The sequence below is a fragment of the Marinibaculum pumilum genome (genome assembly GCF_042646425.1).
GTDB lineage: Bacteria > Pseudomonadota > Alphaproteobacteria > Ferrovibrionales > Ferrovibrionaceae > Marinibaculum > Marinibaculum pumilum.
The window spans coordinates 19,632-39,899 of record NZ_JBHRTR010000013.1 but is presented as its reverse complement, the minus strand read 5'-3'; the positions used below and the strand labels follow the sequence as shown (position 1 = coordinate 39,899).

General features: G+C 69.1%; 18 protein-coding genes. 6 read left to right on the top strand and 12 right to left on the bottom strand.

Features of this window, described 5'->3' with window-relative positions; translation table 11 throughout:
• The first annotated feature begins 71 nt into the window (after window positions 1–71).
• Window positions 72–1,430: a TldD/PmbA family protein gene (locus ACFOGJ_RS04330; RefSeq protein WP_379898432.1), complete on the top strand. Its 1,359-nt coding sequence runs from the start codon at window positions 72–74 to the stop codon at window positions 1,428–1,430.
• A gap of 4 nt (window positions 1,431–1,434) precedes the next feature.
• Window positions 1,435–2,277 (top strand): 3'(2'),5'-bisphosphate nucleotidase CysQ, encoded by an 843-nt coding sequence (locus ACFOGJ_RS04325; RefSeq protein WP_379898431.1) that lies wholly within the window; start codon window positions 1,435–1,437, stop codon window positions 2,275–2,277.
• A gap of 154 nt (window positions 2,278–2,431) precedes the next feature.
• Here the strand turns inward: ACFOGJ_RS04325 and ACFOGJ_RS04320 are convergent, their stop codons facing one another.
• The 4 genes from ACFOGJ_RS04320 to ACFOGJ_RS04305 form a co-directional block, all read right to left on the bottom strand.
• Window positions 2,432–3,592: a sensor histidine kinase gene (locus ACFOGJ_RS04320; protein ID WP_379898430.1), complete on the bottom strand. Its 1,161-nt coding sequence runs from the start codon at window positions 3,590–3,592 to the stop codon at window positions 2,432–2,434.
• Window positions 3,585–4,130, bottom strand: a complete 546-nt coding sequence (locus tag ACFOGJ_RS04315) for a methanogen output domain 1-containing protein (RefSeq protein WP_379898427.1) — start codon at window positions 4,128–4,130, stop codon at window positions 3,585–3,587. The genes ACFOGJ_RS04320 and ACFOGJ_RS04315 overlap by 8 nt, the downstream gene beginning before the upstream one ends.
• A 156-nt stretch (window positions 4,131–4,286) precedes the next feature.
• Window positions 4,287–4,439: a hypothetical protein gene (locus ACFOGJ_RS04310; protein ID WP_379898426.1), complete on the bottom strand. Its 153-nt coding sequence runs from the start codon at window positions 4,437–4,439 to the stop codon at window positions 4,287–4,289.
• Between the two features lie 288 nt (window positions 4,440–4,727).
• Window positions 4,728–5,615, bottom strand: coding sequence for a LysR family transcriptional regulator (locus tag ACFOGJ_RS04305; protein ID WP_379898425.1), 888 nt, complete (start codon window positions 5,613–5,615; stop codon window positions 4,728–4,730).
• Window positions 5,616–5,708: 93 nt separating this feature from the next.
• Between ACFOGJ_RS04305 and ACFOGJ_RS04300 the strand changes: the two genes are divergently transcribed.
• The 3 genes from ACFOGJ_RS04300 (at window position 5,709) to rmuC (ending at window position 9,001) form a co-directional block, all read left to right on the top strand.
• On the top strand, window positions 5,709–6,272 hold the full coding sequence (locus ACFOGJ_RS04300; RefSeq protein ID WP_379898424.1) for a GNAT family N-acetyltransferase: 564 nt from the start codon (window positions 5,709–5,711) through the stop codon (window positions 6,270–6,272).
• Between the two features lie 19 nt (window positions 6,273–6,291).
• Window positions 6,292–7,470: an MFS transporter gene (locus ACFOGJ_RS04295; RefSeq protein WP_379898422.1), complete on the top strand. Its 1,179-nt coding sequence runs from the start codon at window positions 6,292–6,294 to the stop codon at window positions 7,468–7,470.
• Between the two features lie 121 nt (window positions 7,471–7,591).
• Window positions 7,592–9,001: a DNA recombination protein RmuC gene (gene rmuC, locus ACFOGJ_RS04290; protein ID WP_379898421.1), complete on the top strand. Its 1,410-nt coding sequence runs from the start codon at window positions 7,592–7,594 to the stop codon at window positions 8,999–9,001.
• A gap of 143 nt (window positions 9,002–9,144) precedes the next feature.
• Here rmuC and ACFOGJ_RS04285 read toward each other — a convergent pair whose 3' ends face one another.
• On the bottom strand, window positions 9,145–9,417 hold the full coding sequence (locus ACFOGJ_RS04285) for a hypothetical protein (RefSeq protein WP_379898419.1): 273 nt from the start codon (window positions 9,415–9,417) through the stop codon (window positions 9,145–9,147).
• A 115-nt stretch (window positions 9,418–9,532) separates the two neighbouring features.
• On the opposite strand from ACFOGJ_RS04285, the gene ACFOGJ_RS04280 reads away from it, so the two are divergent.
• A complete protein-coding gene (locus ACFOGJ_RS04280) occupies window positions 9,533–9,655 on the top strand; it encodes a hypothetical protein (RefSeq protein ID WP_379898418.1) in 123 nt (40 codons plus the stop codon).
• A gap of 197 nt (window positions 9,656–9,852) precedes the next feature.
• Here ACFOGJ_RS04280 and ACFOGJ_RS04275 read toward each other — a convergent pair whose 3' ends face one another.
• From ACFOGJ_RS04275 to ACFOGJ_RS04245, 7 genes are all read right to left on the bottom strand, one after another.
• The gene (locus ACFOGJ_RS04275) at window positions 9,853–10,635 is read right to left on the bottom strand and encodes an amino acid ABC transporter ATP-binding protein (RefSeq protein ID WP_379898416.1); all 783 of its coding nucleotides are present in this window, start codon (window positions 10,633–10,635) and stop codon (window positions 9,853–9,855) included.
• Between the two features lie 59 nt (window positions 10,636–10,694).
• Entirely contained in the window at window positions 10,695–11,834 is a 1,140-nt protein-coding gene (locus ACFOGJ_RS04270; protein WP_379898415.1) for an amino acid ABC transporter permease, read from the bottom strand.
• Window positions 11,835–11,847: 13 nt separating this feature from the next.
• Complete coding sequence (locus ACFOGJ_RS04265) at window positions 11,848–12,984, bottom strand: amino acid ABC transporter permease (protein ID WP_379898413.1); 1,137 nt, start codon at window positions 12,982–12,984, stop codon at window positions 11,848–11,850.
• 239 nt (window positions 12,985–13,223) lie between these two features.
• The gene (locus ACFOGJ_RS04260) at window positions 13,224–14,240 is read right to left on the bottom strand and encodes an amino acid ABC transporter substrate-binding protein (protein WP_379898412.1); all 1,017 of its coding nucleotides are present in this window, start codon (window positions 14,238–14,240) and stop codon (window positions 13,224–13,226) included.
• A 190-nt stretch (window positions 14,241–14,430) separates the two neighbouring features.
• Window positions 14,431–15,801: a hypothetical protein gene (locus ACFOGJ_RS04255; protein ID WP_379898411.1), complete on the bottom strand. Its 1,371-nt coding sequence runs from the start codon at window positions 15,799–15,801 to the stop codon at window positions 14,431–14,433.
• Between the two features lie 85 nt (window positions 15,802–15,886).
• Window positions 15,887–17,095 (bottom strand): hypothetical protein, encoded by a 1,209-nt coding sequence (locus ACFOGJ_RS04250; protein ID WP_379898410.1) that lies wholly within the window; start codon window positions 17,093–17,095, stop codon window positions 15,887–15,889.
• Window positions 17,096–17,239: 144 nt separating this feature from the next.
• Window positions 17,240–20,053, bottom strand: coding sequence for a LuxR C-terminal-related transcriptional regulator (locus tag ACFOGJ_RS04245; protein ID WP_379898409.1), 2,814 nt, complete (start codon window positions 20,051–20,053; stop codon window positions 17,240–17,242).
• Window positions 20,054–20,268 lie beyond the last annotated feature (215 nt).

Genomic DNA, 20,268 nt, shown 5'->3' with positions numbered 1-20,268 from the left:
TCCGGCGGCCCTGCGTGGCCGCCGGACGACTGCCGGCGTGGAGGGCGGTCGAAGAGCCTGCAGGAGACCATGTGACCCAGCAGAACGATCTCGACCTTCTCGCCGACCTCGTCGGCCGGGCCCGTGCCGCCGGTGCCGACGCGGCCGATGCCATTCTGACCGAAAGCCTGTCGTCCGGGGTCTCCTGGCGGATGGGCAAGCCGGAGGATGTGGAGCGGTCCGAATCCCGCGATGTCGGGCTGCGGGTCTTCGTCGGCCAGCGCCAGGCGCTCACCTCGTCCTCCGACACATCCCCCGCCGCCCTGGCGGAGCTGGTGGAGCGCGGCATCGCGATGGCGCGCGCGGTGCCCGAGGACCGCTGGTGCGGCCTGGCCGAGCCCGAGCTGCTGGGCAGCGCGGAGGAGATCGCCCGGCTGACCGCGGAGCTGGACCTGCGCGACGGTGCCGAGCCGACGACCGAGGAGCTGATCGCCATGGCCCGCGCCGCCGAGGAGGCGGCATTCGCCGTCGACGGGGTCACGAAGTCCGACGGCGCCAGCGCCGGCTTCGGCAGCGGCCGGGTTGCGCTTGCCACCTCCACAGGCTTTGCCGGCGGCTATGCCGGCAGCCACTACCACCTTGCCATGTCGGCCATAGCCGGCGAGGGGCTGGGGATGGAGCGCGACAGCGACTATGACGCGGTCCGCCACCTGCGCAACCTGGACGCGGCGGAGCAGATCGGCCGCACTGCCGGCGAACGGGCGGTGGCCCGGCTGAAACCGCGCAAGGTCGGCAGCCGCAAGGTGCCGGTGGTGTTCGACCGCCGGGTGGCTGGCAGCCTGCTGGGCCACCTGGCCGGCGCGATCAACGGCCAGGCCGTCGCCCGCGGCACCTCCTTCCTGCGGAACCGGATGGGGCAGCGGATCTTTGCCGAGGGGATCACCGTCACCGACGACCCGCTGCGGCCGCGCGGCCTGCGCTCCCGCCCGTTCGACGGCGAGGGGGTGATCGGCCGCAGCCGCGACTTCATCTCCGACGGGGTGCTGACCTCCTGGGTGCTGGATTGCGGCAGCGCGCGCCAGCTGGGCCTGAAGACCACCGGCCATGCCAGCCGCAGCGCTGGCGGCCCGCCGGGGCCCGGGCTGACCAACCTGGCCCTGAATCCCGGCCGTCGCAGCGTGGACGAGCTGCTGGCGGAGATGGGCGAAGGACTCTATGTCACCGAGCTGATCGGCATGGGGGTCAACGCGGTCACCGGCGATTATAGCCGCGGCGCCGGCGGCTTCTGGGTGGAAAATGGCCGCAAGGCCTATCCGGTCTCCGAGATCACCGTCGCCGGCAACCTCAAGGACATGTTCCAGACCCTGACCCCGGCGGACGACCTGGAACGCAAGCGCGGCATCGATTCCCCCACCGTGCGGATCGACGGCATGACCGTTGCGGGCACCTGACCCGGTGCCCGCCCGATCGGGTCCCGCCGCCGCCTCGCTGAGCGGCGACGCGCAGCTGCTGGAAACGGCAGTGCGGGAGGCCGGCACCATCGCCATGTCCTTCTTCCGGCAGGACCCGAAGACCTGGGACAAGGGCGACGACGACCCGGTGACCGAGGCCGACCTGGCGATCGACCGTCACCTGCGCGAGGCCCTGACCGGCGCCCGGCCGGACTATGGGTGGCTGAGCGAGGAGAGCGCCGACGACAAGAGCCGCCTGGAGCGCCGGGCGGTCTGGATCGTCGACCCGATCGACGGGACGCGCGCCTTCGTGCAAGGGCGGGAGCATTTCTCGATCTCCGTCGCGCTGTCGCTGGACGGTGTACCGGTGCTGGCCGCCGTCTTCGCCCCCGCGACCGACGAGTTCTATGCCGCCGCCGCCGGCGGCGGCGCCACCTGCAACGCCACGGTAATCCGCGTCTCCGACCGGCCGGACCTGCGCAGCGCGCGCATCCTCACCTCGCGCGGCATCTTCAACCGCCTGCGCCATCACGCAGAGATGCCGGACGCCGACTGGTTCTACCGCAATTCCATCGCCTACCGCCTGGTGCTGGCCGCCGCCGGCCGCTACGACGCCAGCGTCACGCTGAGCGAGAAGAGCGAGTGGGACGTCGCCGCCGGCGACCTGATCGTGCGCGAAGCGGGCGGCCTCGCGACCGACATGCGGGGGCGCCCACTGGTCTACAACCAGCCGCTGCCGCGCCTGGACAGCATCGTCGCCGCGCCGCCGCAGCTGCACGAACCGCTGATGACGGCGATCGGCCGAGAACTCGCAGAGCGCGGCGCGGACCCGGCCCACATCGACTGAGCACCTCCCTCATCGTTGCCCGCGGGCTTGACCCGCGGCTGCCGGGACCCACCGGTCGCTTCCGCCAAGGCTGAGATCGAGAACCATCCTGCAACAGTCCGGGCGGCTCAATGGGAAAATGCCGCACCGGATGATTTCGCGGCAGTCGGCCGGCTCAGGAGTTCTGGTGTAACCAGAGAACGCGTGCCGAAGGAATGTGGATCATTGCCCTCGTGCCCATACCGACGGCACTCTCGAAGTCCAAACGGCCGTCGATGCTGGACACGCGACTGGCCACAATCGACAGCCCCAAACCATATCCCGATCCCCGGCTTACGTAAGGTGAGGACGATCGGAAGAAAGGGGCCGAGATGCGACCCAGGTCGTCCTTGGAAATACCAGGTCCGCCGTCGACCACCTGAAGACACAATCCGCCGTCCTCCTTCCGTTCGACTTCGACTTGAACCTGTCCGCTCTGCTCGGAGAACTTGGCCGCATTCTCAAGCAGATTGGAGAGAATCGTTGTGATCGTGGAATTGGCCGCCAGGAGTTTCGGCAACCGGAACTCGTCTGGAATGAGGAAGGTCAGATTCTTGGCAGAGTGAGCGGCCGACACAACAGCGACACTGCGTCGGATGCACTCGCCGAGATCAACCAGGACCTCCACGACGTCGTCGGTCTGGTTGCCGAGTTCCGCCACTTTGAGGATCTGGTCTACCATTTCAAGAAGCATCTGGCCGCTGGCTCGTATGTCCTGAAGATACTCTGCGTGTTTGGCGTGTGGCGTGCCGCCAATGCCGCACTGCATCGCCTCGGCGAAGCCTAGAATCGCATTCAACGGCGTGCGCAGATCGTGGCTGACCTCGGCCAGAATGCGCTTCTTCGTGTCATTTGCGAGTTCCAGTTCGGCTACAGCGCTTCTCAACGAGTTCTCTAGTTCCCGGCGCGCCTTGATCTCTTTGTTGAGCCGATCGATGGTCTCGTTCAGAAGCACGAAACGGGAGACGTCGGTATCGCTGTCGAACAGGCGGATGGCGACAAGCGGTTCGGTCTGCCATTGGAGTCGCCAATGCTCTGCCCGGCACGTTTCGCCCTCGTTGGAGCCCAGTATCGCCCTGAACGGCATCCGATTGGTGCTTCCCCACGCCAGCGCAAGGATCTCGGAAAGTGTGCGGTCAGCACCTCGCAGCCAGAGGTCCAGGGGTTCTCCCACGCGGGCCGGTCCTGCCAGGGCGGCGAATGCCCTGTTGCTCCAGAAGATGCGCGCATGGCGGTCGATCACCACAATGGGGTCGGCGAGCGATCCGACGATCGCGTCCAGGAAGCCTTCATTCATTTGCCGGCATTCCGAAATATTCGGTTCCTTCGCCCTCGGTCTCGGCATCGGGTTTCAGGTTCACGACAACCCGGCAGCCGGCATGGCCGAGTGCGATTGCCTCTTCGATGACGATATGGGCGTAGCCCAGATTCTCGGCTGCGATCCTGCCGAAGACATTCGACGTCATCATGCAGAGCGCGGGCTTGCCCAGAACCGAAGATCCAAAGGGGCATCGACCGTTGACGAGCACGATCCGGTCGTCGTTCTCCTCAACGACGCGGAAATCGCCATCGATCCGATTTTTCAGATCGACAAGCACTTGCGCGACCTCGGTTCTGTCGAGGCTGGATCGGGCCGCCTGCTTCTTGTACCGCTCGTTCAACCGATCGCCCATCCTGGCGCCGACGATCGAGATGAAACCCTTGGCATCTTTTGCCCCGACAACGTTTTGTATCGTGTCGGCCAGATCGAGGATGACATCCTGGAGGAACATGTCGCGATCGACCGGCGCCTCGCAGCTGGCAAGGTTCCGGTCTGTCTGGTCTTTGTCTTTCATTCGATTTCTTTTTTGTTTCGATGGCAAGACCATGTATTGGCTCGACATACCGACTTTGATGGGCAGTCATCCCAGACAGCCGCAACACGACCGGCGGCGAAACCAGTATCCGGCTCGGCAAGATGGTCCGAGTGTCGGACGATCGACTTTATCGCCCTAACCAGGGGCCAGCGTGTCGCGCCCGCTGACGATGGCAAACGACGCGAGAAATGCAAAGACGCCCGGCACCGAGATTGCGATGACCAGTCCGGCGGAAAGCATGCGCTCGGACAGCGCGCAAGGCCTGTCGGTATCGTGCAGCCGTGTCATGCCGCCGTTCTACCGGCAGCACCTTAACATTTGTTTTCCTTTCTCAAGGAAATAAAAACAAAACAATTACCATGATATCATATTGTATGGTAGCTATTTTAATTTCGCTTTTTCAAATATTTTTTGGAAAAATAGAACAAAATAGACAATTATTCGACTTCCAACAATTTTTATGAAATGCATTCTTGCTTTTTTTGATCCAGCCTGCATGCACCACATACATCATCCGCGACCTCGCCAACTACCGCTGCCCCATTCATTCTGATTGCCGGCGACGGGACAGCGCCATCAGGCGGCAGCCCCCTGCAGGGCGGCGATCGTCTCCCGCAGGCCGCGGGTCAGCAGCTTGTCCCGGCGCAGGACCAGGCCCAGGCTGCGCGACAATGGCGGCGACAGCGGCGCCGCGCCGAGGCCGGCGGCCGGATCCGGGACCGCGACCGCCAGCCGCGGCAGGACCGCCCAGCCCAGTCCCGCCCCGACCAGCTGCTTGATCGCCTCCACGCTGCCCAGTTCCATGACCGGCTTCGGCGACCGGCCGCCGCGCGCGAACCAGCGGTCGATGATCTGCCTTGTATTGCCGCCGGCCTCGTAGAGCAGCAGCGGCTGGTCCGCCAGGACCGCCGGCGTCACCGGTCGCCCTGCCGGCGCGGCACCGGCGGGGAACACCGCGACCAGCGGGTCCTCGTGCACCGGGGTCACCTGCAGCGCCCGGCCCGGGATCGGCATCGTGGCCAGCGCCAGGTCCAGGTCGTTGCTCTCCAGCAGCCGCAGGATGTCCGCCGTATTGCCGGTCCGCACCGTAATCTCCAGCCCCGGCATCCGCGCCCGCAGGCCGCGCAGCACGGGCGGCAGCAGGTAGATGCAGGCGGTGGCGCCGGTGCCGATCCGCACCCGGCCCAGCACGCCGTCGCGGTGGGGCGCCAGGGCCTGCTGGGCGCCGGCGATTTCTTCCTGGATCTGGCGGACATGGCGCAGCAGCACGGCGCCGGCCGGCGTCGCCTGCGCCTGCCGGCCCACCCTCTCGATCAGCCGCACTTCCAGAAGCCGCTCCAGCTGGCGGACCTGCTGGCTCACAGCCGGCTGCGACATCCCGGCGCGCTGCGCCGCGGCGGAGAAGCTGCCCAGCTCGATCACCTCGGCAAAGGTCTGCAGCTGCTCCAGGTTCCAGCCTCTCATCCCAAGCTTTTCCTTATGGTTCGCATAAGAATCATAAGATTCACGAAAGAGGCGAAGCGCGGCAAGATGGTTTCACCGAACCCGGAGCCGTCGATGTCCAGCCCGCATCTGCCAGAAGCCGCCGCGCCGCCCGCGCCCCTTCGCGTCGACGAATGCTGCCCCGCGGACCTGGAGGCCGTCGCCGCGATCTACCGCCATGCGGTCCTGCACGGTTCCGCCAGCTTCGAGCTGTCGCCGCCGGACGCGGCGGAGATGGCGCGCCGTCACGCGGCGATCCTGGCCGGCGGCTATCCCTGGCTGGTCGCGCGGCTGGAGGACCGGGTCGCGGGCTTCGCCTATGCCGGCCCCTACCGGCCGCGCCCGGCCTATGCCGCCACCGTCGAGAACTCCGTCTATGTAGCGCCCGACCTGCACGGCCGCGGCATCGGGCGCGCCCTGCTGGCGCGGCTGATCGACGAGGCGGAGGATCGCGGCTTCCGCCAGATGATCGCGGTGATCGGGGATTCCGCGAACCGCGCCTCGATCGGGCTGCACGCCGCCCTGGGCTTCAGCCATGCCGGGGTGCTGCGGTCGGTGGGCTGGAAGCATGGCCGCTGGCTCGATTCCGTGCTGATGCAGCGCGAACTGGGGTCCGGCGACCGACAGCCGCCGGGCTGACCGCGGCGCCGGGCCCAAAATGATCACCCGCTGGCTGGTCCTCCGCCTGGGCCTGTCACAGCTCGTCTGCTGGGGCATCTCCTACTACCTGATCGGCGTTTTCGGCCCCCGCATCGCGGCGGACCTGGGCTGGTCGACGACCCTGACATATGCCGGTTTCTCCGGCGCGCTTGCGACGATGGGGCTGGTCTCGGGCCGGGTCGGCGGCTGGATCGACCGCCATGGCGGTCGACGGGTGATGAGCGCCGGCTCCCTTCTGCTTGCCGCCGGCTGCGTGATCCTGGCCCTGTCGCACGGGCTGCTGACCTACTTCGCCGCCTGGGCGATCCTGGGGATCGCCATGCGCATGACCCTGTACGAGGCCGCCTTCGCCAGCCTGGCGCGGATCGGCGGTACGGCGGCGCGGCGGCCGATCGCGCAGATCACCCTGCTGGGCGGGCTGGCCTCCAGCGTCTTCTGGCCGATCGGCCATGCCCTTGCCGGCATGCTGGACTGGCGCGGCGCGGTGCTGGCCTATGCCGTCTTCGCCCTGGCGACCCTGCCGCTGCACTGGGCGATGCCGGATGCCAGCTTCCGCGACGGCGGCGGGAGCGGCCCGAAGCCGCCGCCGCCACGGGCGGCCGATGACAGCGCCTTCCGCCAGGCCACCATCCTCTATGCCCTGGTCACCACCATCGTCGCCTTCCTGAACTCCGCCAATTCCGCGCACATGATCGGCCTGATGACGGGCCTCGGCGTCAGCAGCGGGCTGGCGGTCTCCCTCTCCACCCTGCGCGGCATCGGCCAGACCGGCGCCAGGCTGTGCGAGGTGCTGTTCGGCGCGCGCCTGGACCCGCTGGCGCTCGGCACCCTGGCGGCGGTGCTGCTGCCACTCTGCTTCCTGGCTGGGCTGGCCAGCGGGGTCTCGCCATTCGCCGCAGCCGCCTTCGCCCTGGGCTATGGGATCAGCAACGGCCTGCTGACCATCGTGCGGGGCACCCAGCCGCTGGTCCTGTTCGACCCGGCCACCTATGGCGCCCTGGTCGGACGGCTGACTGCGCCGGCCTTCTTCGCCTCCGCCCTGGCGCCGGTCAGCTATGCCGCGCTGATCGACTTTGCCGGGCCCGGCGCGGCGCTGTCGCTGTCCGCCGCCCTTGGCCTGGTGGCGCTGGCCGGCAGCGCGGCCCTGTGGTTCCGATTCAGGGCGCCGCCGGGCTGAACGCCGGCGGCCGGGCCGGTGCGGGCTGCCGCCGAAGGGACCGCCCATGTTGCGCCCGTAGCGGCGCTGCCGGACCATGGACCCCTGTGGTGCGGAGCGCGCGCCATCGATGGGAGCGGAGATGTCACTGGAGATCGCCCTGCCGCCGGACCTGATGCGGCCGGAAATCCTGCTGGCGGCCCTCGCGGCCACGCTGGCGGTCGGCCTGCTGCTGGGCTGGCTGCTGCGGCACGCAGGGCTGGCGCCGCGCATCCGCGCCGCGGAGGGACGGGCGACCGATCTGGAAGAACGCCTGACAGGCGCCCAGGCGGATCTGGCTAGCCGGAGCGCGGAAGTGGCGGCGCTCGCCGCCCGTCTGGACGCCGAGCGGGCCGCCCATGAGGCACGGATGGCGGACCTGGCGAATGTCCGCGGCCAGATCGAGCGCAACCTGGAGGTCGCGATGGCCCGCCTGCTGGACAATGGCGCCGACCGCCTGGTCCGCACCACGAAGGAGATCGTGACCGCACAGCATGAACGTGGCGAGGCGGGGCTGAAGGGGCTGCTGGAGCCGATGCGCCAGAGCCTGGAGCAGTTCCGGGAGCAGACCGCCCGGATCGAGGCGCAGCGCAAGCGCGACGAGGGCGCGATGGTGGAGCAGTTGCGCCAGGTCAGCGAGACCCATGCCCGGCTGCAGACCACCACCGCCGGCCTGGTGAACGCCCTGCGCAGCGCGCCGAAGACCCGCGGCCGCTGGGGCGAGCAGCAGCTGCACCGGCTGCTGGAGATGGCCGGCATGGCCGAACATGCCGATTTCCAGACCGAGCATACCATCGCCACGGAAGAGGGCCGCTTCCGCCCCGATGTCGTCATCCGCATGCCCGGCGGGCGCAGCCTGGTTGTCGATGCCAAGACCTCTCTGGCCGCCTATCTGGACGCGATCGACAGCGACGACGAGGCAGCACGGGAACGGCTTCTGGCCGACCACGCGAAGGCGATGCGCAGCCACGCCATGCAGCTGGGCGGCAAGGAATACTGGCGCCACCTGCCGGAAGACAGTGTCGACTTCGTCGTCATGTTCGTACCCGGCGAGCCCTTCTATGCCGCCGCCATGGCCCGCGACCCCGCCCTGTTCGAGGATGCCTGGGCCAGGCAGGTGATCGTCTGCTCGCCCACCACCTTCCTGGGCCTGGCCAAGGCCATCGCCTATGGCTGGCGGCAGGAGCAGGTCGCGGCCGATGCGCAGAAGCTGCATGCCCTGGGGGTGGAGCTCTATCGCCGGATGGTGCGCCTGGGCGGCGCCGTGGCAGACCTCAGCCGCTCCCTGGACGGCCATGTGAAGCGCCACAACGCCCTGATCGGCACCCTGGAAGGCTCCGTCCTGCCCAAGGCGCGGCAGATGGCGGAGCTGTCGGTCGCCCCCGCGCACGGCACCGTGCCGGACCTGGCGGCGATCCAAACCGAGGTGCGCCAGCCGGCTGCCGGCCGCGACCTCCGAGTCGAACCGGAACATGAAGACCGGACCGGGGAGATCCGCCATGCAAAGAGCTGATGCAGCTTCCGGGTCGGAAATGCGTCGGACGCATGGGGCCAATGCATCCAGCCCCTTGGACATCCTGCCGGGCGCCCCATATTGTGCGTTGCACAATGAATTGTTGCAGCGCAAAATGGTGATGCGTGATGCATCTGAAGCCCTCACTGAAGCCGATGCCGAAGCCGGCCCCGAAGCCAGCGCCCGCCACCGCGGCGGCCATGCCGATGCTGCCCGATCCCGTCCATATCCAGGCCCGCCTGCGTGACGGCATGGAGGTGCTGTTCCAGCCCTTGCGGCCGGAAGACCGCGAGGCGCTGCTGGACGCCTTCGAGCATCTCTCGCCGCGCTCCCGCCAGATGCGCTTCCTGCACCCGCTCGGCCGCATGCCGCCCGCGCTGCTGGACCGCCTGATGGCGGTCGATGCGGAGGACCATATCGCCTGGACCGCCCGGCGGGCCGAAGACGGCACCGGCCTGGGCATCGCACGCTATATCCGGCGGCAGTTTCGAATTTGCCGGGGGCGGCGATGCCCTGTCCTTCCGGATGCCGGTGCCGGCGCAGGCCGATGGCCTGCCGGACACACCCACGGGGCGGGTGATCGCCGCCCTGTACCGTGCGCTGCCGGTCTGGCTGCCGCCGGACTATGCCCGGATCGAGGTGCCGGAGGTCTGAGCGGCCAAGCGCCGCTACGCTTGCCAATCCGTCGCCACCGCGCTCGTCGCGGTGGTCCATGGTGCCGCGGGGCTCAATCAGGGCAGGCTATTATTGAGAGGCGGCGGCATGGACTCGCGTATCAAGTACGCGAGCGACGGTTCCTGGGAGAAGCAGGGGATCCCTGCCGCGCCGTCGTCCGCCGCACCCGGACAGCCCTACAGGATCTGGCTGAGGAACAGCTTCGTGCGCTCGTTCTGAGGATTGTCGAAGAACGCCTGCGGCTCGTTCTGTTCCACGATCTGGCCGGCATCCATGAAGATCACCCGGTCGGCGACCTGCTTGGCGAAGCCCATTTCGTGGGTGACGCAGAGCATGGTCATGCCCTCCTTCGCCAGCTCCACCATCACGTCGAGCACCTCCTTCACCATTTCCGGGTCGAGGGCGGAGGTCGGCTCGTCGAACAGCATGATCTTCGGCTCCATGCAGAGCGAGCGGGCGATCGCCACCCGCTGCTGCTGGCCGCCGGAGAGCTGGCCGGGATATTTCTTCGCCTGCTCGGCGATGCGCACCCGCTCCAGGTATTTCATCGCCAGCGCCTCGGCGTCGCGGCGCGGCATCTTGCGCACCCAGATCGGCGCCAGGGTCAGGTTCTCCAGCACCGTCTTGTGCGGGAACAGGTTGAAGTGCTGGAACACCATGCAGACCTCGCGCCGCACGGCCTCGATATTCTTGACGTTGTCGGTCAGTTCGACGCCGTCGACCACGATGGTGCCCGCCTGGTGCACCTCCAGCCGGTTCAGGCAGCGGATCAGGGTCGACTTGCCGGAGCCCGACGGGCCGCAGATCACGATCCGCTCGCCGCGGCGCACGGTCAGGTTGATGTCGCGCAGCGCCTGGAACTCGCCGAAGAACTTGTCGACATGCGCGACCTCGATCACCACCTCGCGGCCGGGCGCCGGGGTCGGTTCGTGCCGGATATCGTCGATCGCCTCGGACATTCTCGGCTCTCCTTCAGCGGCGGTGGAACGCCGGCGCGCCGCCGGCGGGAATGCATATGTCAGCGGGCATGCGCCTTCCCCATCTCCGTCTCCAGGTAGCTCGCATAGCGGGCCATGGCGAAGCAGAAGAGGAAGAAGATCGCGCCCACGAAGACATAGCCCTCGGTGTGGAAGCGGCTCCAGGGCGGGTCGGTCAGCGCCAGCCGCACGGTGCCCAGCAGGTCGAACAGCCCGATGATGATCACCAGGGAGGTGTCCTTGAACATCGAGATGAAGCTGTTGACCGTCGGCGGGATCACCAGGCGCAGCGCCTGCGGCAGGATGATCAGCCCCATCGACTGCCAGTAGCTGAGGCCCAGGTCGGCCGCCGCCTCGTACTGGCCCTTCGGGATCGCCTGCAGGCCGCCGCGGAACACTTCCGCCAGGTAGGCGGCGGTGAACAGGATGATGCCGATCTGCGCCCGCAGGAGCTTGTCGATGGTCATCCCCTCCGGCAGGAACAGCGGGAACATCACCGAGGCCATGAACAGCACCGTGATCAGCGGCACGCCGCGGATCAGTTCGATATAGGTGACGCAGAGGGTGCGGATGAAGGGCAGGTTCGACTGCCGCCCCAGCGCCAGGGCCAGCCCCAGCGGAAAGGCGCCGATCACCCCGACGGTCGCCAGCAGGAGGGTCAGCGGCAGGCCGCCCCACAGGTGGTTCGGGACATAGGACATGCCCAGGATCCCGCCCCACATCAGGCAGCCCAGGATGACGAAGGCCAGGATCCAGAGCAGGGCCAGCCAGACGCGCCAGAAGCGGCGGATCAGCGAGACGGCGATCGCCGCCAGCAGCACGACGACGGCGGCTTGCGGCCGCCACTGTTCGTCCGGCGGGTACTGGCCGAACAGGATCTGGCGCATCTTTTCGCCGATGAAGGCCCAGCAGGCGCCATCGCCGGCCTGGCAATCCTCCGGCGTGCCGGCCCAGACCGCCTCGAAGAACAGCCAGTTCAGCAGCGGCGGCACGGTCCAGACCAGGAAGGCCAGGGCGGCGATGGTCAGCGCCGCGTTCAGCCAGCTGGAGAACAGGTTGTCGCGCAGCCATTTCGTGGCCCGCCGGGCGGAACCCGGATCGGCCTTCATCGCCAGCCGCGAGGCGGCAGCATCCGAGGTCAGGGGGCCGTCCGCCGGCACATGATCGGGGCGCCCGCTCATCGATCCACCCCCTTCATCGTTCTACCAGGGCCATTCGCGCGTTGAACCAGTTCATGAACACCGAGGTCAGGATCGACAGCGCCAGGTAGATCGCCATGAAGATGGAGATCGCCTCGATCGCCTGGCCGGTCTGGTTCATCGTGGTGTTGGAGATCGAAACCAGGTCCGGATAGCCGACGGCCACCGCCAGGCTGCTGTTCTTGGTCAGGTTCAGGTACTGGTTGGTCAGCGGCGGCACGATCACCCGCATCGCCTGCGGCAGGATGATCAGCCGCATCATCTGGCCGCGGCGCAGGCCCAGGCTTTCGGCCGCTTCCCACTGGCCGCGCGGCACCGCCTGAATGCCGGATCGGACCACCTCGGCAATGAAGGCGGAGGTGTAGATCGTCAGGCCGAACAGCACCGCCGCGAATTCCGGCGTCATGCGGGCCCCGCCGCGGAAGTTGAAGCCGGCCAGTGCCGGCATGTCGAGAACCAGGTGCGCCCCGCCCAGCAGCCAGCCCAGCACCGTGAAAGCCAGCGCCAGGCCGAGCCCGGCCCAGAGATGCGGGAAGGATCGACCGGTCGTCATCTGGCGGGCCAGGGCCCAGCGCCGCAGGAAGAACCAGCCCAGCAGGCCGACGGCCAGGCCGACCAGGGTCGCCGCGCCGGCATCGCCCAGCTCCGGCCAGGGGAAGTAGATGCCCCGGTTGGTCAGGAAGATTGCGGCTCCCTCCTGCCCGACCTCCCGCGGGCTGGGAAAGGAGGCGCGGATGAAGGCCGCCCAGAACACCAGCTGCAGCAGGACCGGCACATTGCGGAAGGCGTGGATGTAGACCGCCGCCAGCCGCGCCAGCAGCCAGTTCGGCGACAGTCGCATGATGCCGACCACCAGGCCCAGGAGCGTGGCCAGGAGGATGCCGATCACCGCGACCTTCACGGTGTTCAGGATGCCGACCAGCAGCGCGCGCGCGTAGTCGTCCGTCGGCGCGTAGTCGATCATATGTTCGCTGATGCCGAACGCCGCCTCCAGGTCCAGATAGCCGAACCCGGTGGCGATGTTCTGCCGCGCCAGATTGTCGAGGGTGTTGCCGACCAGGTACCAGGCCACGGCCAGCACGATCACGCCGGCGACCACCTGGTAGAGGATGTTGCGGACCGAGGCGCTCATCAGCGCCGCGACGATCCGGCTTTGGCCGCCGGCGCCCCGCTTGTTGCCAGAGCGGCTATTGCCAGAGGGGCTATTGCCAGAGGGGCTGTTACCGGGGCGCCCGTTTCCGGATGCGGCGCTCATACGGCCTGCCGGGACGAGGTCAGGAGAAAGGACATGCGGGCGGCACGGCCCGAGACGCCGACGGAGGCGCCCCCGGGCCGTGCACCGACCTGCTTGCGATCAGACGGCGGTCCCGGTCAGCGGATCGGGAAGCCGTACATCAGGCCGCCATTGGTCCACAGCGCGTTCAGGCCGCGCTCCAGGCCCAGGCGGGCGGTCAGGTTGCGCTCGTAGCTCTCGCCATAATTGCCCACCTGCTTGACGATGCGGTAGGCCCATTCCTCGTCGACACCAAGCGCCTCGCCCATGCCCGGCGTGGTGCCCAGCAGGCGCATGATGGTCGGGTCCTTGGACTCCTTCATCTTGTCGACATTGGCGGAGGTGACGCCCTTCTCCTCAGCTTCCAGCATCGCGATCAGCGACCACTTCACGATGTCCAGCCACTGGTCGTCGCCATGGCGGACGACCGGGCCCAGCGGCTCCTTGGAGATGATCTCCGGCAGGATCACGTAGTCGGCCGGGTTCGGCGCCTTGGTCTGGCGGATCGAGGCCAGGCCCGAGGCGTCGGTGGTGTAGACGTCGCAGCGGCCTTCGAAGAAGGCGGAGGTGGCCTCGTTGATGTTCTCGATCACCACCGGCTCGAACTGCATGTTGTTGGCGCGGAAATAGTCGGCCAGGTTCAGCTCGGTGGTGGTGCCGGGCTCGACGCAGATAGTGGCCCCCGACAGCTCCTTCGCGCTTTTCACGCCCAGCGCCTTCGGCACCAGGAAGCCCTGGCCGTCATAATAGTTCACGCCGGCGAAGTTCAGGCCCAGCTTCGTATCGCGGGTCAGGGTCCAGGTGGTGTTGCGCGACAGGATGTCTATCTCGCCCGACTGCAGGCTGGTGAAGCGCTGCTGCGCGGTCAGCGGCGTGTACTCGACCTTGGTGGCATCGCCCAGCAGGGCCGCGGCCACCGCCCGGCAGACATCCACGTCGACCCCGGCCCACTGGCCCTGGTCGTTCGCCTCGGAGAAGCCGGCCAGGCCGACATTGACGCCGCACTTGATCGTGCCGCGCTGCTTGATCGCATCGACGGTCTCGCCGGCGAAGGCCGGCGCGGCGATGGTGACGGCCGCGGCGATGGCGACGGCGGAAATGGCCCGTTTCAGCATGGAAGACCCCTGTTCGATGTGCATCTGGCTGTTGCGCATTCTTTATTGCCGAACCGGCCGCCCACGTACCCGAAGGTCGACGGTTCGAAGATGATTGGATTGTTGCGCAGTTTGCCGCAGTGCGGCAAGCGCCGGGCGACGGGGGCGTTTTGGCGGTAACAAGGCACCGCTTCGGCCCGCAGGGCCGGAATCAGGTCTGCAGGGTCTCGTCCAGCACCTCTGCGCCGACCGGCCAGGGCGCGCCAAGGCGCGGCGCATGGGCCGGCGCGATGCGGCCGCGCAGATGCATCAGGCGGTCCCGCAGCAGAGGCACGCGGGAGGTTTCCAGCCACCACAGCTGGGTCTGCCAGCGCAGGCTGCGCAGCGCGCGCCGCACGACGCGATCGGGATCCGCACCGCTCAGCACCGCGCGGGCCGCCAACAGGCCGGCGGCCGCCGCCGACATCATGCCGTCCGCATAGAACCATTGCGATCCGGCGAAATAGGCGCGGCGCAGTTCCAGGCAGCCGGGCGCGGAGCGGATGGTGCCCCATTCCGGCGCGGCCGGAACCAGCGCGCAGCCCAGGGTCTGCTCCGGCTCGTCCGGCAGCAGGCCGAAGGCGGCGCCGAGGCCGAACAGCTCCTCGGTCATCACCTCCAGCTCGCGCTGCGGGTCGAAGGCGCAATCCGCCGGCACCGTGCGTGTCAGCAGGCCGTACCAGGAGGCCCGGGGCGACAGCGGGTCTGCATAGGGAATGAAATAGCCGGCATCGACACTGCCCTCGCGACGCACCAGCGGCGTGTGCGCGGTGCCGGCCTGCAGCGGATGGGTGATGCCGTGCGGCATTTCCACGAACGGCACCTGGCTGGCCAGCACCATCCGGTTCGGCTGACCCGGCGCCGCGCCCAGCAGCCTGGCATCCGCAGTGGCATTGACCATCAGGGGCCGGGTCCCCGGCGCCAGCGCACGGAGATGCGCCGCCGACTCCGCCATTTCCGGCACCAGCCGGACGCCCAGCCGGTCCGCCAGGCCCCAGACGCCCGCCACGATGCGCGAGTTGCGGAAGCCGTAGCCGCAGGGTTCGCCGGCCTCGTTGCGCCGGTTCCGGCGGCGGCCGTGGCGGGAGAATTGCCAGATGCCATCGTCATCGCGCTGGGCCAGCGACGATGTCTGGCCGAACAGCGCCGGCGCGCCGCTCCCGCTTCCGGCGATCGCCGCCACCAGCGCCGCCCGCTCGACACCCAGTGCATCGGCCAGATAGTCCGCCGCCCGCGCCCGTAGCGATACGCCGCTGATCAGCCGGCGCGATTCCGCGATCGGCGGCGCGACGACGACCACCCGCCCGGCATAGTCCGGGCTGCGGGCGAGCCTGGCGGCAAAGGCCAGCGCGCCGACGCCGTTGCCTGCCACCACGACGGAATCATAGTCGGGATCCCGTGCCGGTCGGACCATCCTGTCCCACCCCGTGTCCCAGCTTTGGGCCCGGCCGGCGGCCGGCTCCGGCCCGGGCCGCTCCGGCGCCGCATCGACGTCATCCTCCGCTTCGTAGAGCGTGCCCCCACCGGGATCCATGATGGCCATCACTCCCCCCTTCCGGGACCGCAGCGTCCCACCCCTTGCTCATAGCGCAGGACCGTCGCCATGCCGCCGGTCGAAAGTATGGTTTTCATCTCTCACGGACCCACCTGCCGGCGCAGTCTGCCGGCCTGGGCGTACCGTCCCGCCGGCGTGGTGCGCGGAAGGAAGGCGAGAGGCCCGCGGCGACGGACCGCCAGCGCAAGCCCTGCAACGCCCGCGCGGCTGCAGCCAGCGGCGGTTCCCCCCGCAGCAGGGCTTCGGCGGCCCGCCGTCCGACGGCAATGGCGGCCCGGCCGTCGATCAGGAACTGCGGCGGCGCCACCTCCCAGGCACGCCGCAGCTCCAGCCCTCCAGGCGCGGCGCCGCCGGGCTCGACCGGTCCCGCCGGCAGGGCGCGCGCCAGCCAACCCAGGGTCTGCTCCGGCGCGTCCGGCACCAGGCCATGGCGGTGCGCAGCCGCAAACAGGGCTTCGGCCAGAGGCCCATGGTCGGGCCAGGCCTCCGGTAGCCCGCCGCGGCGCGGCAGCCAGGCCAGGCCGCAGAAGGTCGCGTCCGGCGACAGCGGATCGGCGAAGGGCATGAAGACGAGGCGCAGCCCGGCGGGTCCGGTGCCCCATGCGGTGCCCCCTGCGGTACGCCGCAGCGGGCGCACCTGTGCCGCCGCCCCGGGTCGCTTCATCCCGGTTTCCCGGAACGCGCATTGGACGCCGGCCAGATGCCTTCGGGGCGATGGCACGGCGGTGCCCAGAAGCAGGGGGTTACCGGTGGCGTTCACCAGAAGCGGGCGCGCGCCACGTGCCAGCCTCAGCAGTTGCCGGGGCCCGGATGGGCAGCCGGCGACATGCGCCACGCCCAGGCCATCCGTCACCCCACGCAGCGCCGCCGCCAGGCTGTCCTGCCGGATCCCCCACAGGCCCGCCGCGCCGGCACCGGTGATCGGCCGCTGGACCAGCGCGGCATCAATGGCTGCGGCGGCGCGGGTGCCGGCCGCCTCAGCGAGCTCCGCCAGCGCCTGCGCGTGAACGCCGACCGGCAACAGCAGCTGCCGGGTCATGCGCCGCGGCGGCGCCAGCATCACGATCCGTCCGGCGAAGCTCCCGCTGCGGGCCAGCCGCGCGGCAAAGGCCAGGGCCGCCAGGTCGTCGCCGGCAATGACCACGGAATCATGTCGCGCAGGTTCGGGATCGCGGTAGAGGGCGCGCAGATAGTCCCGCCATTCCGCGCTCCAGGGTTCGCCCGGCTCGTGCTGGCCCGGTTCCCGCAGGAACGGCTGCCTGCGTGCTGCCTCGATCGACACGGCCCCCTCCTCCTTGCCTCCCTTCAGCAAGGAAAGCAGAGCGGGGCGCGGGCAGCGCCGGTCCAAAGTATGGTTCTGCACGGTCGGGGCCGGACTTTGGCCCCGGGGCCGACTGCCCGCAAGCCGAGCGATCCCGGGCCCGGCTCAGTCCAGCAGGGCGGCCGCCCGGGCCTCGCGCACGGCGGCGGTGCGGTTCTTCACGCCAAGCTTGGCGTAGGCATTGTACAGGTGCCACTTCACGGTCTTTTCCGACAGGAACAGGGTCTCGGCAATGTCCCGGTTGCTCAGCCCCTGGGCAACCAGCGACAGGATCTGGCGTTCCTTCGGCCTCAGGTCCGCGTCGCCTGCCTGCGCGGCGGCGGCGGCCCGGCCGGGCGGTTCCGGTTCCGCTGCCGGCATGTCCTGCCGCAGCACGGCCTGCAGGGCCGCAGCGGCGACGTCGCCGCCGGCTGCCAGGTCTCCGGCCGCCCGCGCAGCCGCGAAGCGCTCCAGCACCACCCCCGCCCAGCCCAGTTCGTCGACGATGCGGCGGGTCATGCCGGTCTCCAGCGCCAGGCGCACCGCCTCTTCTGCGGCCCGCAGGGCCGGTCGCTCGGCGCCGCTGCCATGCAGGGCCGCCGCCTTCTGCAGGCGCGCGGTGATCATCTCCGCCGGGCTTGTCCGACGTTTCAGATCGGATGCCTGGCGGTTCGCCTCCGACAGGGCCGCGCTGTGATCGCCACGCCACAGGGCGAGGCGGATCGCGATATCCCTTCGCGCCGCCGTCAGCTGCGCCTCCAGCCAGGAGCGGTCGCCGGATCCGGTCGGCAGGGGGTCGGGGAAATCCCGCCAGGCGACGTTCTCGGCCTGGGTCACGCGGCCATCCTCCAGCAGCATCGCGACACCGTCGGCGGCCAGGCGGGCGGCCAGATGCGGCCGGCGCAGCGCGCGCGCCTCACCGATCCCGGCGCGGATCAGTGCCATGGCACGGTCCCTGTCTTCCAGCCGCGCAAGGCGGGCGCCGATGCCGTACTGGATGTATTTCAGCTCCGGCGAGGCGATCTGCTGCATCGCCATCTCGCCGGCGGCATAGAGGCGACGGGCCTCGTCGAGCTGGTCGGTCTCGTAGCAGATCCCGGTCAGCAGCGCGGCCATCTGGCTGTACGCCTGGGAATGCTCCCCCCACAGCGCCAGCGCCCGCTCCAGGCCGTCCCGGACGGTCCGCTCGGCCTCCGCCAGGCGCCCCATGCCGATCAGCAGCATCCCCTTCACCGCCAGCGCGCAGATCACCCCATAGTCCGACTGAACGAATTTCTGGGCGGCGAAGGAGAGTTCCACCGCCGCCAGGCCGAATTCGAACTCGCGCCGCGCGACACAGGCATAGGCCATGGCATTGGCCACGCTGCCGCGATGGAAGTCCGGTGCATCCGGCCAGGCCTTCAGCCAGGCTTCGCCGCCGAAACGGGCCGTTTCCGCATCACCGCTGAGGCAGGCGCTGACGCAGCGGATCATGCCGGCAGTCTGGCGCAGGCCGGCGGCCGCTTCCGGCGGGGCCGCCGCCGCCGCGCGCTCGACCTTCGCAATCTCCGCCAGGGCCTCTTCATGGCCGTTGTTGAACGACAGCGACCATGCCTTACCCAGGCGGATCTGCGGCAAACGGTCCAGGCAGGCCTCCGGCAGGTCCAGGATCCAGTGCAGCACCGAACCGTGATCGCCCTGGTACTGCCCTGCCTCCTCATAGGCGCTGGCGATCAGGTCTGCCGCGAACTCGAAATCGCCGCCCCGCTTGGCATAGCTGATCGCCTCGCCGATCGCGCCATGCGCGGCGCACCAGCGTGCCGCCTTGCGCAGGTTGCTGGCCAGACGGCCGGGCTGTTCCATCTCCAGCCGGTCGCGCAGGAAGTCGCCGAACAGATGGTGATAGCGATACCACTTGCGATGCCGGTCCAGCGGGATCACGAACAGGTTGGCCCGGTCCAGTTCCTCGATCATCGCCTTGCAGGCGGCGTCGGGCAGCAGCGCGCCGCAGGCCTCGTCGCAGAACCTGTCGAGCGCGGCCGTCTGCAGCAGGAATTCCCGCAGGTCCGGCCGCAGGGCACGCAGGACGGTCTGGCCGAGATAGTCCGAAAGGTGCCGGTCGCGCCCGTCGAACCGGTCCAGCAGCGTCTCCTGGTTCTCGCCATGGGCAACCGCGAGGAGAAACAGCTGGATGCCGGCGGCCCAGCCCTCCGTGTTGCGGTGCAGGGCCTGCAGGACCTCCGGTCCCAGCGGCGGGAAGCCGCTGCGCTCCGCCAGTGCCACGATCTCCTCGGGCTTCAGGGCCAGCGCCGCCGCATCGATTTCGAGAAGTTCGCGCGACAGCCGCAGCTGCGACAGCTCCAGCGGCAGTTCCTGCCGGCTGGCCACCACGAAGCGCAGGTTTGCCGGCGCGGATTCCAGCAACCGCCGCAGGACGCCCTCCGCCCCCGGCGCGGTCAGCAGATGCGCATCGTCCAGGAACAGGGTGACCTGCGGCTCAACCCGCTCGAGATCGGCAAGAAGGGTCCGGGCGGCCAGGATCTCCGCCGGCTGCTGGCCGGAGCGGAGCAGTTCCAGCGCCCGCCGCCCGCTGCCGGATGCCGCATCGTCCGCGGCGGCGGCCAGGTAGGTCAGCAGCCGGATCGGATCGTTGTCGTCGCTGTCCAGGCTCAGCCAGCCCACGGCGCGCCCCTGCGCAGCCATCCGCACGCAGAGGGCATGCAGGAGGGAGGATTTGCCGTAGCCGGCCGGGGCGGAGACCAGGGTCAGGCGGGGCTGCCGGCCGCCGTCCTGCCAGTCGCAGAGATGCGTGCGGTCGACCAGGCCGAGCGGCGAGACCTGGCGCAGCTTCGTGACCTGCAGCGTCTCGCTCGGCGATCCGCCGGGACCGGCGCGCACCGGGAGGGCGGCTTTCGCGGCAGCGCCGCCGCCTGCCTGACGGGCCAGGCGCCGCACCGCCATGTCAGCGCCCCCCGCGGGGCATGCCGACGACACGCCGTGACGAACCAGTCGATCCCACCGCAGCTTCCACTTCAGCCCCCCGCAGTCGAGCGCCCTGCCGTCTCTCACGCCGCAACAGGCGGCTCCGCGACAGTCAAAAGATTGTAATTTGTTTAACGCAAATGTCGTGCCGCGCTTTGTGCCAAAGAATCTCCGCCCGGTGTCGCTTTCCAGGC

Excerpts from the sequence above, each read along its gene's own strand:
- ACFOGJ_RS04320 (WP_379898430.1), bottom strand. The coding sequence starts at position 3,592 with ATGAATGAAGGCTTCCTGGACGCGATCGTCGGATCGCTCGCCGACCCC.
- ACFOGJ_RS04315 (WP_379898427.1), bottom strand. The coding sequence starts at position 4,130 with ATGAAAGACAAAGACCAGACAGACCGGAACCTTGCCAGCTGCGAGGCG.
- ACFOGJ_RS04310 (WP_379898426.1), bottom strand. The coding sequence starts at position 4,439 with ATGACACGGCTGCACGATACCGACAGGCCTTGCGCGCTGTCCGAGCGC.
- ACFOGJ_RS04305 (WP_379898425.1), bottom strand. The coding sequence starts at position 5,615 with ATGAGAGGCTGGAACCTGGAGCAGCTGCAGACCTTTGCCGAGGTGATC.
- ACFOGJ_RS04300 (WP_379898424.1), top strand. The coding sequence starts at position 5,709 with ATGTCCAGCCCGCATCTGCCAGAAGCCGCCGCGCCGCCCGCGCCCCTT.
- ACFOGJ_RS04295 (WP_379898422.1), top strand. The coding sequence starts at position 6,292 with ATGATCACCCGCTGGCTGGTCCTCCGCCTGGGCCTGTCACAGCTCGTC.
- rmuC (WP_379898421.1), top strand. The coding sequence starts at position 7,592 with ATGTCACTGGAGATCGCCCTGCCGCCGGACCTGATGCGGCCGGAAATC.
- ACFOGJ_RS04285 (WP_379898419.1), bottom strand. The coding sequence starts at position 9,417 with ATGGTCCTCCGCATCGACCGCCATCAGGCGGTCCAGCAGCGCGGGCGG.
- ACFOGJ_RS04275 (WP_379898416.1), bottom strand. The coding sequence starts at position 10,635 with ATGTCCGAGGCGATCGACGATATCCGGCACGAACCGACCCCGGCGCCC.
- ACFOGJ_RS04270 (WP_379898415.1), bottom strand. The coding sequence starts at position 11,834 with ATGAGCGGGCGCCCCGATCATGTGCCGGCGGACGGCCCCCTGACCTCG.
- ACFOGJ_RS04265 (WP_379898413.1), bottom strand. The coding sequence starts at position 12,984 with ATGAGCGCCTCGGTCCGCAACATCCTCTACCAGGTGGTCGCCGGCGTG.
- ACFOGJ_RS04260 (WP_379898412.1), bottom strand. The coding sequence starts at position 14,240 with ATGCTGAAACGGGCCATTTCCGCCGTCGCCATCGCCGCGGCCGTCACC.
- ACFOGJ_RS04255 (WP_379898411.1), bottom strand. The coding sequence starts at position 15,801 with ATGGCCATCATGGATCCCGGTGGGGGCACGCTCTACGAAGCGGAGGAT.
- ACFOGJ_RS04245 (WP_379898409.1), bottom strand. The coding sequence starts at position 20,053 with ATGGCGGTGCGGCGCCTGGCCCGTCAGGCAGGCGGCGGCGCTGCCGCG.